Below are 12,195 nucleotides of genomic sequence, written 5' to 3'. Positions count from 1 at the left end.
GGCTCCCCTAGCTCGCCGTGATGTTCGGGTCGAAGGTGAAGATCACGTAGGTGCCCAGGCCCATGATCAGGATCATCGACACGACGAGGATCGTGTTGAGCCAGAACCGGGTGGAGTCCTTACGTGCGTAGTCCGCGATGACGGTGCGCAGACCGTTACCGCCGTGGAGCTGAGCGAGCCACAGCATCGACAGGTCCCAGACCTGCCAGAACGGGCTGGACCAGCGGCCTGCGACGAACGCGAAGTTGATGCGGTGCACGCCGTCATCGAGCATCAGCATGATGAAGAGGTGACCGAGGACCAGGATGATCAGGGCCAGGCCGGACAGGCGCATGAACAACCAGGCGTAGAGCTCGAAGTTGTTCTTCGCGGCGCGCCGCGGCGAGCGCGGGTTGTCGAGGCCGGCAGGCCGGTCGTATTCCTTACCCAGAGTCTTCGCTTCGGTCATGTCAGTGCCCCGCAAACGTGTTGAAGAGGATGCGAACGGCCGCGGGGATCATCACCACGAACCAGATCGCGAGGATCGTCCAGAGCATCACGCGCTGGTACTTCGGGCCCTTCGACCAGAAGTCCACGAGCATGACCCGCAGGCCGTTGAGTGCGTGGTACAGGACCATCGCGACCAGGCCGAGCTCCATGAGGCCGACGATCGGGTTCTTGTACGTATCGATCACCGCGTCGTAGGTCTCGGGGTTGACCCGGACGAGTGCGGTGTCGAGGACGTGGACGAAAAGGAAGAAGAATGTCGCCACGCCCGTGATCCGGTGCAATACCCAGGACCACATGCCGGGGTCTCCCCGGTAAAGCGACCGTGTGCGCCCCGCCTTTGCGGGGGCGGCTTCAGTCGTGCTGCTCATCGAGTGCTGTGCCTCCAACGTCAATGGTGGACGCGTCGAGCTGCTCCTACCTGTGGGGGATTCCGCAGTACGGGCCCGACGTGAACCTGAACCGACTTGGATCGACTCTAGACCCATCCCAAACTCGGGAACTAATCTCCCGCCCCATTCGTACAGGGCTCCAAATGCGAAGTTAGGTTTGCCTTTCCAACTGTGATCTGGCGCGGTGGGGGTCGCCTACCGTCGCCCACGCCACCGTGACAGGATGATGAACCATGCCGGACATCGACTGGAAAATGTTGCGCGCCAAAGCACATGAGGTGATGGGTCGAGCCTACGCCCCCTACTCCGGGTTCCCGGTGGGGGCTGCCGGCCTCACCGTCGACGGTCGGATGGTCCTCGGGTGCAATGTGGAAAATGTCTCACACGGACTGGGCCTATGTGCCGAATGTGTACTCGTCGGTAACTTGATCGCCCAGGGTGGAGGCCGCCTTCGGGCCGTCGCCGTGTGCGACTCCCGGGGCCACGTTCTGACCCCGTGCGGCCGGTGCCGGCAGGTGCTTCTCGAACACGGCGGCCCCGATCTCGAGGTCGACGCCCAGGGCGGCCCGCGTCGTCTCTCCGCGCTCCTCCCCGACGCGTTCGGCCCCGACGATCTCGCGGCCGTGCGGGAGAACGAGGACCGCCGTGCCTGACATCGTCACCGTCATCCGCCGCAAGCGCGACGGACACGAACTCTCCGGCACCGAGATCGACTGGGTCATCGAAGCGTTCACCCACGGCATCGTCTCCGACGCCCAGATGTCGGCCCTGGCGATGGCCGTCTGGTTCCGCGGCATGAGCCGGGCGGAGACGGCACGCTGGACCACCGCGATGATCGACTCCGGTCGTCGCCTCGATTTCTCCGCGCTCGGACTGCGCACCGTCGACAAACACTCGACAGGCGGTGTGGGAGACAAGATCACCCTGCCGCTCGCACCGCTCGTCGCCGCCTGCGGCGTCGCCGTCCCGCAGCTGTCGGGCCGCGGTCTCGGTCACACCGGCGGCACCCTGGACAAGCTCGAAGCGATCCCGGGCTGGAAGGCCGATCTGACCACCGCGGAAATCGCCGAGATCCTCACCGACCCGGCCGTCGGTGCGGTCGTGTGCGCGGCGAGCGCCGATCTCGCACCCGCCGACCGCAAGCTCTACGCACTGCGCGACGTCACCGGGACCGTCGAGTCGATCCCGCTCATCGCCAGCTCGATCATGAGCAAGAAGATCGCCGAGGGCACCGGAGCCCTCGTCCTCGATGTGAAGGTCGGCAGCGGTGCCTTCATGAAGGAACTCGGCGAGGCCCGCGAGCTGGCACGCACCATGGTCGAGCTCGGCACCGACGAAGGGCTGCCCACGACGGCCCTGCTCACCCGCATGGACAGCCCGCTCGGGCGTACGGCGGGCAATGCGCTCGAGGTCCGGGAGGCCGTCGAGGTGCTCGCCGGCGGCGGACCCGACGACGTCGTCGAGCTGACCCTGGCCCTGGCCCGTGAGATGCTCGAGGCCGCCGGTGTCGACGACGTCGATCCCGCCGACCGCCTGCGCGACGGCACTGCGATGGACCGATGGAACGCGATGATCGCCGCCCAGGGTGGCGACCCCACGGCGCCGTTGCCCGTCGCGACCCACACCGAGACCTTCCACGCCGACGCGGACGGGGTGATCTCCGAACTCGACGCGTACGCGGTCGGCATCGCCGCGTGGCGTCTGGGAGCCGGTCGCGAACGGCAGGGCCAGGACGTCCAGCCCGGGGCCGGCATCGAACTGCACGCGGTCCTCGGTGATCGTGTCCGCGCGGGCCAGTCGATCGCGACGCTGCACACCGACACCCCGGGACGCATTCCCGACGCGCTCGCCGCCCTCCGCGGCGGTCTCCGCATCTCCGACACGGCACCCGACCGGCAGCCGCTCGTGATCGAGCGGATCCGGGCGTAGCGGGTCCGGCGGCCGGAGACCGAGCGGAACCGGCCGCCGCCGACTACCGTCCCGATCATGAACGGCCGTCTGACTCCCGAACTCGTTCGCACCGCACCCAAAGTGGTCCTCCACGACCACCTGGACGGCGGCCTCCGTCCCAGGACGGTCCTCGAACTCGCGGACGCGTGCGGGTGGTCGTTGCCCGCGGACACCGAAGCGGATCTCGCCCGGTGGTTCCGCGAGTCCGCCGACAGCGGGTCGCTCGAGCGCTATCTCGAAACCTTCGAGCACACCGTCGCCGTGATGCAGACGGCCGAAGGACTCGAACGCGTCGCACGCGAATGCGTCCTCGACCTCGCCGACGACGGCGTCGTCTACGCCGAGGTGCGGTTCGCACCCGAGCAGCACCTGGAGAAGGGACTGTCGCTGGACGAGGTCGTCGAGCACGTCCTCGAAGGCTTCCGCGCCGGGGAATCGGAGGTGGCTGCGGGAGGTCGTCGGATCCGGGTGCGCTGCCTGCTCACCGCGATGCGGCACGCGGCGCGCTCGTTGGAGATCGCCGAACTCGCCGTGCGCTTCCGGGATCGCGGCGTGGCGGGTTTCGACATCGCCGGCGCCGAGGCGGGCAATCCGCCGAGCCGTCATCTCGACGCCTTCGAGTACACCCGCGCGGCCAACGCGCACTTCACGATCCACGCCGGTGAGGCGTTCGGGCTCCCGTCCATCCACGAAGCGGTCGCCTTCTGCGGCACCGACAGGCTCGGCCACGGCGTGCGCATCGTCGACGACATCGAAGTGCACGACGACGGGACCGCCACCCTGGGCCGGCTCGCCAACTACATCCGCGACAAGCGCATCCCGCTCGAACTGTGCCCGTCGTCGAACGTGCAGACCGGCGCGGTTCGCACCCTCGCCGAGCATCCCTTCGACCTGCTGGCCCGCCTGCGCTTCCGCGTCACCGTCAACACCGACAACCGGTTGATGAGCGACACCACGATGACGCAGGAGATGGTTCGGCTCGTCGAGACCTTCGACTACGGCTGGGTCGACCTCGAACGGTTCACGATCAACGCGATGAAGTCGGCCTTCCTCCCGTTCGACCAGCGACTGGAACTGATCGACGACGTCATCAAGCCGGGATACGCCGTCCTCGTCGGGTAACCCGCGTCGGTGCCGACCCGACGCGACCCGCGTCAGTGCCGACCCGACGCGACCCGCGTCAGTGCCGACCCGACGCGACCCGCGCGTCAGTGCCGGCGCAGTCGCGCCTCGAACTCGCGCTCGAGCTCGCGCCAGGCGAGGGACTCGGCGTCGAACGGCGGCTTGGGCGCCGTGCGTCCCGAGTCGGGTTCGATCACGTGGTTGACGAACCAGCCGAGCTCCGTGGACGCGGCGAGCGCGGCCTCCGTCGAGTCGTCGTCCGCGAAGTTCGCTGCGTCGACGAACAACTCGACCGCCAGTTCGAGCTGATCGGGGTCGACGGCCGCGACCCCCTGGGCGATGTCGTCGGCGATTCCGGTGAGCACGTAGACGTTGTCGTCGGTGACCGTCACGTCGAGCGATCCGTCGACGGCCGCGAGCTGGATCTCCGTGTACGGCTCGAGCGTCGCGAGGTCGTGGTCGTGGTTGTCGGCGAGGTGGCGGGCCAGCGCGCGCTCGGACGGGAAGACGTCGATGGTGCCGTCGTGGCCGAGGAAGACTGCGTCGTCGTTCACGTAGCACCGCAGCGAGTACCAGGTGCCGTCGGTCGTGATGATCCGGATGGGATCGATGCCGACCCGCGCCCAGAACTCGTAGCCGTCGTCCTCGTCGTCATCGTCCTCGCCGTCGATGAACTCGTACTCGTCGTCGGCGTCGACGTCCTCGACCGTGTCGTCCGCCTCGACCTCGTTCTCGTCGACCGCCACGAGCTCGGATTCGATCTCGGCGACCACTGCGGCGTCGACGTCGGGAGTGGAGATCACGGCGTCGAGCGCGTCGATCACGTCGTCCCAGTCCTGCGCGACCGCGGTCCCGATGCGATTCCACAGGTCGAGGCCCTCACGGGTGCGGAAGGCCGAGACACCGTGCTGCAGCAGGAGGTCGATCTCCTCGCGTTCGAAGAACTTCGTCACGACGTCGAGATCGCAGACATCGCCGAGGATGCTCACGATGTCGAAGGTGTCCTGCAGCTCGGACACCGAGACGGGATCCGGGTCGTCGGCCACGAGTTCGGGTACGCCGACGAGGTCGTAGGTGTGCGGCTCGTCGGGCTCGAACTCAGAGGCCGCGAGCTTGGACACGATCGGCCACGCCTCGTGCTCGACGAGGTCGTTGTCGGCACCCGAACGCACGAACGCGACGAGTTCGGGAACCGACGGGAAGGCGTACAGGTCGTCGCCGTGGCCGAGGAATGCCTCCCACTCGTCGTCGCCTTCGCGCCAGCGCGGCGCCCAGAGCGTCACGAGGTTGCCGTCGGTGAGACCGAGCTCGATCGGGACGATGTCTCCAGCCATGGCGCGAAGCCTAGCCATGTCGGCGCCGAGAATATAGCCGGGGGCAGCTCGGTACCGGTTTCATCGCGTTACCGGACGGTCGCCCGCGGTGACCGGACCGCAGTCGCTCGCGGCGAGTGCCGCGCGGAGATCGTCCATCGCGGAGACGCGCGCGACAGCGGCCCGCCGTGCGGCCTCGTGCACGGTCGCGAGGATCACCGCGGCCAGCTCCCGGGGGTCGGTACCGCCGATCGGCTCGGCCAGCTCGAGTCCTTCGAGCGCTCCCGAACCGTCCACGCGGGCGGTCACCCGTCCATCGGGGCTGCTCGCGGTGCCCCGGACCGCACCGAGCCTCTCCACTGTGCGTTCGAGTGCATCGAGCCCGACGTGGGCTCGGTCGACGATCGCCTCCACCATCCGTTCGCTCATCGGACGAGACCTCGTCGATGAGCGGCCGGTCCGTCCGCGAGGTCGGCGCGGGACGGCAGCCGCATCCGGTCGAGGATCTCGCGAGGGACCCCTTCGGCGGCGAGGTGTTCACCGCGGACCACCGCGGCCTCGAGAGCGGCCTGCCGGTTCAGGGCGAGGATCTGATCGGCCAGTTGCCGGGCTCCGTAACGCAACTCGCGGGGGTCGATGCGAAGGTCCACGGGCAGTCCACCGTCCGTCGTCCGCACCGAGATCGTCCCGGCCCGGTTGTGGGCGGTGGCCGTGATCGGTTCCGTCGTCGTGCTGTCCATACCGGGTTGGACGCAGCGCGAGCCCGGCCGGTTCCCGCCCGGTGCGGAATTCTCGGGAATCAGCCGGCGGTGGGTCGGTAGACGCCGTGGAAGGCCATTCCTCCGTTGCCGGTGCGCATCGGCGTCACGGAGACGGGGTCGCCCGCCTCGACCATGAGGCCGTTGCCCACCACCATCGCCACGTGCCCGTCCCATACGACGAGGTCTCCGGGCAGGGCGGCCGCAGGATCCACCCGTGTGCCGACGTCCTGTTCCTGCGCCAACCGCGGCAGTTCGACGCCGGCCTGCGCGTAGGCGTACTGCGTCAGTCCGCTGCAGTCGAGCCCGGAGCCGGGGCTCGTGCCGCCCCACACGTACGGAGTGCCCTGCTGGGCAAGGGCGTGGCGCACCGCTGCCGCTGCCGTCTCGTTCGGTGCCAGGCTGACGCTTCCGTCCGGGAGTCTCACCTCCACGCCCGCGGAGAATCCTCCACCGAAGGTGTGCAACGTGCGTGGCTCGTCGCCGGCCGGGTCGGGGTCGCGGTGGTCGCCGGAGCCGAGCGGGGGAGCGGAGGGCTCGGGCGGCAGGAGCGCGGACGTCCGATCGGTCAGCTCCGCGAGCGTTCCGGTCACCCGTGTCAGCACGTCCAACCCGGCGACGAGGTGGTCGATCGCCACCGCGAGGAGCGCGAGCCGACCTTGCGGGAGCGACGTCGCGGGTGCGGCCCGCTCGGCGAAGGTGACGAACGAGTCGACGAGACGCGCGATCTCGGCCGCACCGGTGACCACCGTGACGGTCGCTTCGAGCGCGATCCCGGCCAGCGCCGACCCACGATCGGCCGCAGTGAGGACGTCGGCGAGCAGCTGCTCGGCACTCGCGACGGCCTGCGAGGCGGCCGGGCCGCACCAGGCCCAGGCGAGCTCGGCGACGGCGTCGCGTCCGGCCGCGTGCACCTCCTCGGCCCACTGCGCACCGATGCGCACCATCTCGCCCGGATCGACGCCGGGTGGCAGCGTGGTGCCGAACGCGTCGAGCAGGCCGGTCAACGGTGCAGCGAGCACATCGGCGGAGATCACAGCGTCTCCGAGGCGGAGCCGAGTCGTGTGGCGGTGGTGGAGCCGAGTCGTGTGGCGGTCTCGTGGGTGGTCCGCTCGTAGGCGGCCGCGGAGACCTTCGCGGCGTCTCCCATTCCGCCGAGCAGGTCGCCGAGTCGGCCGAGATCGCGCACGTGCGCGGTGTGGGTCGCGGTGAGAGCGGCGAGCACGGGTGCCCCGATCGGACCCAGTGCGGCGCTCAGCGCCGAGGGGGCGCCGTGCCGTGTCCGTTCGGCGGCCTCGTGCAGGCGCGCGGCCAGTTCGGCGGCGTCGTCGCCGAACCTCCTGACGGCACTCGTGTCGATCCGTATCGCGTCCCTGCCGGAGTTCTCGGTCACCTCGTCGCCCCTCGCGTCGTTCCTGTGGGATTCGGCACCTTCGGAGGGTTCCGTCCCTGCCGGGTTCGACGCACCCGACTGCCGATCGGTTCCGTCGTTCTATCCTTCGGACATGGATTCGCTCGTCGTCGACCACCCGCTCGCTGCTTCGCTCCTGACCATCCTTCGCGACGAACGCAGCGACAACGCTGCCTTCCGGCACGCGTTGAGGCGGCTCACCCAGATGCTCGTCTACGAGGCGGTGCGCGATGCGCCCACCGAGACGTTCGACGTCAAGACGCCGGTCGCGGTGACGACGGGAGTGCGGCTGCAGCAGCCGCCGCTGCTCGTCCCGGTCCTTCGCGCCGGCCTCGGCATGGTCGAACAGGCCCACGCCCTGATTCCTCAGGCGCAGGTCGGTTTCGTCGGTCTCGCTCGCGACGAGAAGACCTTCGAGCCGGTGCCCTATCTGGAGTCGCTGCCGGAGGACCTGTCGGGTCTTCCCGTCTTCGTGCTCGACCCGATGCTCGCGACCGGCGGGTCGATGGTGCACACCCTCGACATCCTCGCCCAGCGCGGCGCCACGGACATCACCGCGATCTGTGTGGTCGCAGCACCGCAGGGCGTCGAGGCCCTTGCTGCGTCGGGGCATCCGGTCCGGTTGGTCACGGCGTCGGTCGACGAAGGTCTCAATGAGAACAAGTACATCGTGCCGGGCCTCGGTGACGCGGGGGACAGGCAGTTCGGACCGCGATAGATCGTCCGCCGCCTGTTACTCGTGTGACTGGCGGTACGAATGTGACACACGACCGCAGTCATCTCGTTATCCGAAAACAACCCGCAGGTCTCGATTTCTTCCTACGTTCGGTGTGCTCCGTGTGAAGTCCACTGCGTAGGTACAGCCAGAGATGGGGTCGGCGGAATGGCAAGAATCTTCTCCCGCAAACTGATTCGTGGAAGTGTCAGAGCGGCTTCGGTGGGCGCGGTCGCCGTCCTCGCTGCCGTGACGAGTCACGGCACGGCTGCGGCCGCTGTCGACAACTCGCGCATCCTCCCGTTGGACGGAGGGCACGCGATCGAAGTGATCCAGGCCGACACCTCGACACAGTCGGTGCCGCCGCTCGACAGCTCACCGCTGAGTGTCGAGTTCTTCCACGACGAGGTTGCGACCGTTCGGATCACCGGTCCGAACGCGGCGAACTTCGCCGGGACGGCGGTGGAGGTCGGTTTCCAGGTCGGCTACCCGGTCGCGCTGCCGGGGGCGACGGTCACCGTCATCACTCCGAGTCTGTCCTGGGGCGTGGAGAACGGTGCAGCCATCGGCCTCTCGCTCGACAACGAAGGTGGTGCCTCGCTCGATCTCGGCCTGGAGGCGGGTGGTTCGCTCAGCGGCGACATCATCCCGTCCCAGGAGATCGAGATCCCGCTCGAGCCGGGCGGCATCACGTCCGTCCCGATCGTCGAGGACTTCGAGTTCGACGGCAGCTCGACGACCATCCGGATCGTCGGCGTGCACGGCTCGGTCTCGGGAGCCATCGGACCGGTGATGATCCGTCCGTACCTGAAGGCTGTCACCGCCGACCGGAACACCGTCGTCACCTACGGTGTGCCGCAGCAGGTCTGATTGCAGCAGCAGGCCTGATCGAATCGGGTCCTGACCCGGCCGGATCCGGCCGGGTCAGGGGTTCTCGTCACCGAGCGAGGCCGCCCATCCGCGCAGGGCGTCGAGTGTCGCCTCCGCGGTCGGGCGGTCTCGTTCCGTGACCACCTCCAGGTAGACCTTGAGCTTCGGCTCGGTGCCCGACGGACGCACCACCACGCGTACCGCCGGCCCGTCCGGGGCATCCGCGCGACCGACGAGGACGAGGGCGTCGGTGCTCATCGGTCCCGGGCTCTCGGCGAGATCGGTCGCGGTCACCGCCAGACCCGCGAGGGTCGTCGGAGGCTCCGCACGCAGTCGCGTCATCACGGCGCCGATGCGCTGCAGGTCGTCGACGCGGATCGACACCTGATCGCCGACGTGGACACCGAGTTCGCGATGCAGGTCGTCGAGTGCGTCGATCAGGGTCCGGCCGGACTGCTTCAGGTCCGCGACGTAGTCGGCGACCACCACGGCGGTCGCGATGCCGTCCTTGTCGCGCACAGCGTCCGGATCCACGCAGTGCCCGATCGCCTCCTCGTACGCGTAGACGAGGCCGTCACCGGCACGGGCGAGCCACTTGAAACCCGTGAGCGTCTGCGCATATCGCGCGCCGCGTGCGGCCGCGAGCCGTCCCAGCATGGTCGACGAGACGATGGTTGTCGCGACCAGCGAGCCGGGCGGCGACGACGCGAGGATCCGGTCGCCGAGCAGGACCCCGGTCTCGTCGCCGCGCAGCATCGTCCATCCCTGCGGGCCCGGGACACCGACGGCACAACGATCGGCGTCGGGATCGAGCGCCAGGGCGATGTCGGCGTCGACCTCGGCCGCCAGCGCGAGCAGAGCATCGGTTGCGCCCGGTTCCTCGGGGTTGGGGAAGGCGACCGTGGGAAACTCCGGATCCGGCGCGAACTGGGACGCCACGACGTGGACGTCGTCGAATCCCGCGGAACGCAGGGCTGCGACCGCCGTCTCGCCACCGACACCGTGCAGTGCCGTCAGGGCGATACGCACGCCTCGATGCGGGGAGCGGAGGAGCGACGCGACCCGGGCGAGATAGCGGTCGACGAGGTCGTCCCCCGACGGCGCGACCGGCACCCGGGGCACGTCCGCGGGATCGCCGACGGCGTCGATTGCCGTTTCGATCTCCCGATCGGCGGGCGCGGCCAGTTGCGCTCCGTCGGCGAGATAGACCTTGTACCCGTTGTCGGCGGCGGGATTGTGCGATGCCGTGATCTGCACGCCCGCAACGGCGCCCAGCGCCCGTACCGCGAAGGCGGTCACCGGCGTGGGGAGTGGCTCTCCGAAGGCGACGACCTCGAAGCCGGCCGCGGCGAGAACCTCTGCCGCGGCGGTGTGGAATTCCGCCGAGCCCGTACGGGCGTCGCGGCCGACGACGACGGTGCCACCGCCCTGCCCGTTCGCCTCGAGCCACGCCCCGAGTCCGGCGGTGGTGCGGACGACGACGGGCACGTTCATGCAGTCCGGTCCGTCGCCGACCGGGCCGCGCAACCCCGCGGTGCCGAACCGCAGCGTCACAGCCGGGCCGCCAGATCGCGCAGGAGATCGCCCATCCGGGTCGCGGCCGCACGCCCCGCGGCCAGTACCTCGGTGTGGTCGAGGGGAGCACCGGTGATGCCGGCCGCGGCGTTGGTCACCAGCGAGACCGCGAGCACCCGCGCTCCGGCCGCGCGCGCCGCGATGGTCTCGTGGACCGTGGACATGCCGACGAGGTCGGCGCCGAGGGTGCGCAGCATCCGGATCTCCGCCGGGGTCTCGTAGTGCGGCCCGGGCAGACCGGCATAGACCCCTTCGCGCAGCGACGGATCGATCTCGCGGGCGAGCGCGCGCAGGTCCGGCGAGTAGGCGTCGACGAGGTCGACGAACTGGGCACCCACCAGGGGTGAGCGGCCGGTGAGGTTGAGGTGGTCCGAGATGAGAACCGGCTGCCCCACGGAGAACTCGGGGTCGATGCCACCGGCCGCATTGGTGAGGACGACGGTGCGGGCACCCGCCGCGACCGCCGTGCGCACGGGATGGACGACGCGGGCGAGATCGTGCCCCTCGTAGGCGTGGATGCGACCGGCGAGGACGAGGACGGCGTTGTCGCCGGCGCGCACCGAGTGGATGTTCCCGGCATGGCCTGCTGCCGTCGGCGGTGCGAAGCCGGGCAGCTCGTTCATGGGGATCGTGGCGACGGGAATGCCGAAACTCTCGACCGCGGCCCGCCAGCCGGACCCGAGGACGACGGCGACGGAGTGTTCGGCGACCCCCGTCCGTTCGGCGAGAGCGGCGGCTGCGGCGTCGGCGGCCGCGGCGGGGTCGAAGACGTGATCGGGTTCTCCCATGGCATCGGACCCTAATCGCTCACGGCATGTTACTCGCGGGTAAGTAGGCGCGGTATGCTGACGCGCATGCCTTACCTCGAACGTGACGGCGACGTCTTCGTCCTGCATCTCGGTGACCGTGACGTGGAGGTCTCCGAGAACCGGTTCCACCCCGATCGTCTCGCCGCGATCCACTCCCTCCTCGACGAGGTGGAAGCGCACGACGGACCCGCCGCCCTCGTGACCGCGGCGACCGGAAAGTTCTGGAGCAACGGACTCGACATCGACTGGGTCGGCGCGAACCTGCCGGATCTGCCGGGCTATCTGGACTCCGTCCACGACCTCTACGTGCGGCTGCTCACCTTCCCCGCGGCGACGGTCGCGGCCGTGCAGGGGCACGCCTTCGGTGCCGGCGCGATGCTCGCGCTCGTCCACGACTTCCGGGTGATGCGCGGCGATCGCGGCTACTGGTGCCTGCCCGAGGTGCAGCTGAACATGCCGTTCACCGTCGGGATGTCCGCACTGATCCGTTCCCGCCTGCCGATCCAGACGGCGGTCGAGGCCATCACCACAGGTCGTCGCTACGGCGGTGAGGACGCCGTGGCCGCGGGCATCGCCGAGCAGGCCGTCACCGGTGACGCCGTGCTCGCAGCGGCGGTCGAGCGCGCAGCGGCGCTCACTGCCACCCGCGGGCCGAATCTGTCGGGCATCAAGCGCGGTCTGCACGCGCCGCTGATCTCGGCACTGGAGATCCGGACCGACGCGTCGAACTTCCGGTTCGGCTGATCGCCCCGCCGCGAAGTCGACGAACCGGTCGTACGCGCCGATCGATCGGG

Annotated in this window: 15 protein-coding genes; 6 read left to right on the top strand and 9 right to left on the bottom strand. The window is 69.4% G+C overall.

Features of this window, described 5'->3' with window-relative positions; translation table 11 throughout:
- Positions 1 to 7: 7 nt before the first annotated feature.
- Together U9J23_RS16720 and sdhC are read right to left on the bottom strand one after the other, a co-directional pair.
- Positions 8 to 448, bottom strand: a complete 441-nt coding sequence (locus U9J23_RS16720) for a succinate dehydrogenase hydrophobic membrane anchor subunit (protein WP_059382323.1) — start codon at positions 446 to 448, stop codon at positions 8 to 10.
- 1 nt (position 449) lies between these two features.
- The gene (gene sdhC, locus U9J23_RS16715) at positions 450 to 857 is read right to left on the bottom strand and encodes a succinate dehydrogenase, cytochrome b556 subunit (protein WP_071935442.1); all 408 of its coding nucleotides are present in this window, start codon (positions 855 to 857) and stop codon (positions 450 to 452) included.
- Positions 858 to 1,111: 254 nt separating this feature from the next.
- On the opposite strand from sdhC, the gene U9J23_RS16710 reads away from it, so the two are divergent.
- From U9J23_RS16710 to U9J23_RS16700, 3 genes are read left to right on the top strand one after another with little or no spacing between them, the layout of a single operon-like run.
- The gene (locus tag U9J23_RS16710; RefSeq protein ID WP_080968241.1) at positions 1,112 to 1,531 is read left to right on the top strand and encodes a cytidine deaminase; all 420 of its coding nucleotides are present in this window, start codon (positions 1,112 to 1,114) and stop codon (positions 1,529 to 1,531) included.
- The gene (locus U9J23_RS16705) at positions 1,524 to 2,807 is read left to right on the top strand and encodes a thymidine phosphorylase (protein WP_059382321.1); all 1,284 of its coding nucleotides are present in this window, start codon (positions 1,524 to 1,526) and stop codon (positions 2,805 to 2,807) included. Before U9J23_RS16710 ends, U9J23_RS16705 begins: the two co-directional genes overlap by 8 nt.
- A gap of 57 nt (positions 2,808 to 2,864) precedes the next feature.
- On the top strand, positions 2,865 to 3,950 hold the full coding sequence (locus tag U9J23_RS16700; protein WP_059382320.1) for an adenosine deaminase: 1,086 nt from the start codon (positions 2,865 to 2,867) through the stop codon (positions 3,948 to 3,950).
- An 86-nt stretch (positions 3,951 to 4,036) separates the two neighbouring features.
- Here U9J23_RS16700 and U9J23_RS16695 read toward each other — a convergent pair whose 3' ends face one another.
- The 5 genes from U9J23_RS16695 to U9J23_RS16675 are packed head-to-tail and all read right to left on the bottom strand — an operon-like array spanning position 4,037 to position 7,414.
- Entirely contained in the window at positions 4,037 to 5,284 is a 1,248-nt protein-coding gene (locus tag U9J23_RS16695) for a primosomal protein (protein ID WP_085470029.1), read from the bottom strand.
- Positions 5,285 to 5,344: 60 nt separating this feature from the next.
- Positions 5,345 to 5,692 carry a YbaB/EbfC family nucleoid-associated protein gene (locus tag U9J23_RS16690; protein WP_085470028.1) on the bottom strand — a complete coding sequence of 116 codons (348 nt, stop codon included), beginning with the start codon at positions 5,690 to 5,692 and terminating at the stop codon, positions 5,345 to 5,347.
- On the bottom strand, positions 5,689 to 6,003 hold the full coding sequence (locus tag U9J23_RS16685; RefSeq protein WP_059382317.1) for a hypothetical protein: 315 nt from the start codon (positions 6,001 to 6,003) through the stop codon (positions 5,689 to 5,691). The genes U9J23_RS16690 and U9J23_RS16685 overlap by 4 nt, the downstream gene beginning before the upstream one ends.
- 59 nt (positions 6,004 to 6,062) lie before the next feature.
- Entirely contained in the window at positions 6,063 to 7,058 is a 996-nt protein-coding gene (locus U9J23_RS16680; RefSeq protein WP_085470027.1) for a C40 family peptidase, read from the bottom strand.
- Positions 7,055 to 7,414 carry a type VII secretion target gene (locus U9J23_RS16675; protein WP_059382315.1) on the bottom strand — a complete coding sequence of 120 codons (360 nt, stop codon included), beginning with the start codon at positions 7,412 to 7,414 and terminating at the stop codon, positions 7,055 to 7,057. Before U9J23_RS16675 ends, U9J23_RS16680 begins: the two co-directional genes overlap by 4 nt.
- A gap of 112 nt (positions 7,415 to 7,526) precedes the next feature.
- Between U9J23_RS16675 and upp the strand changes: the two genes are divergently transcribed.
- Positions 7,527 to 8,150 (top strand): uracil phosphoribosyltransferase, encoded by a 624-nt coding sequence (gene upp, locus U9J23_RS16670; RefSeq protein ID WP_024101551.1) that lies wholly within the window; start codon positions 7,527 to 7,529, stop codon positions 8,148 to 8,150.
- A gap of 219 nt (positions 8,151 to 8,369) precedes the next feature.
- Positions 8,370 to 9,017, top strand: coding sequence for an MspA family porin (locus U9J23_RS16665; protein WP_085470026.1), 648 nt, complete (start codon positions 8,370 to 8,372; stop codon positions 9,015 to 9,017).
- Between the two features lie 54 nt (positions 9,018 to 9,071).
- Here the strand turns inward: U9J23_RS16665 and U9J23_RS16660 are convergent, their stop codons facing one another.
- Positions 9,072 to 10,571, bottom strand: a complete 1,500-nt coding sequence (locus U9J23_RS16660) for a phospho-sugar mutase (RefSeq protein WP_272267156.1) — start codon at positions 10,569 to 10,571, stop codon at positions 9,072 to 9,074.
- Positions 10,568 to 11,380: a purine-nucleoside phosphorylase gene (locus tag U9J23_RS16655; RefSeq protein ID WP_059382312.1), complete on the bottom strand. Its 813-nt coding sequence runs from the start codon at positions 11,378 to 11,380 to the stop codon at positions 10,568 to 10,570. Before U9J23_RS16655 ends, U9J23_RS16660 begins: the two co-directional genes overlap by 4 nt.
- Positions 11,381 to 11,446: 66 nt before the next feature.
- Between U9J23_RS16655 and U9J23_RS16650 the strand changes: the two genes are divergently transcribed.
- Complete coding sequence (locus tag U9J23_RS16650; RefSeq protein ID WP_059382396.1) at positions 11,447 to 12,145, top strand: enoyl-CoA hydratase/isomerase family protein; 699 nt, start codon at positions 11,447 to 11,449, stop codon at positions 12,143 to 12,145.
- Positions 12,146 to 12,195 lie beyond the last annotated feature (50 nt).

Origin of the sequence: Rhodococcus sp. PD04, assembly GCF_035918275.1 — a bacterium.
Classification (GTDB): domain Bacteria; phylum Actinomycetota; class Actinomycetes; order Mycobacteriales; family Mycobacteriaceae; genus Rhodococcus; species Rhodococcus rhodochrous.
The sequence above is the reverse complement of the archived record's forward strand: the minus strand, read 5'-3'. Positions and strand labels throughout refer to the sequence as shown.

Bases quoted from the DNA above. Each gene is read 5' to 3' on its own strand.
- U9J23_RS16720 (WP_059382323.1), bottom strand. From the start codon at position 448: ATGACCGAAGCGAAGACTCTGGGTAAGGAATACGACCGGCCTGCCGGC.
- sdhC (WP_071935442.1), bottom strand. From the start codon at position 857: ATGAGCAGCACGACTGAAGCCGCCCCCGCAAAGGCGGGGCGCACACGG.
- U9J23_RS16710 (WP_080968241.1), top strand. From the start codon at position 1,112: ATGCCGGACATCGACTGGAAAATGTTGCGCGCCAAAGCACATGAGGTG.
- U9J23_RS16700 (WP_059382320.1), top strand. From the start codon at position 2,865: ATGAACGGCCGTCTGACTCCCGAACTCGTTCGCACCGCACCCAAAGTG.
- U9J23_RS16695 (WP_085470029.1), bottom strand. From the start codon at position 5,284: ATGGCTGGAGACATCGTCCCGATCGAGCTCGGTCTCACCGACGGCAAC.
- U9J23_RS16690 (WP_085470028.1), bottom strand. From the start codon at position 5,692: ATGAGCGAACGGATGGTGGAGGCGATCGTCGACCGAGCCCACGTCGGG.
- U9J23_RS16685 (WP_059382317.1), bottom strand. From the start codon at position 6,003: ATGGACAGCACGACGACGGAACCGATCACGGCCACCGCCCACAACCGG.
- upp (WP_024101551.1), top strand. From the start codon at position 7,527: ATGGATTCGCTCGTCGTCGACCACCCGCTCGCTGCTTCGCTCCTGACC.
- U9J23_RS16655 (WP_059382312.1), bottom strand. From the start codon at position 11,380: ATGGGAGAACCCGATCACGTCTTCGACCCCGCCGCGGCCGCCGACGCC.
- U9J23_RS16650 (WP_059382396.1), top strand. From the start codon at position 11,447: ATGCCTTACCTCGAACGTGACGGCGACGTCTTCGTCCTGCATCTCGGT.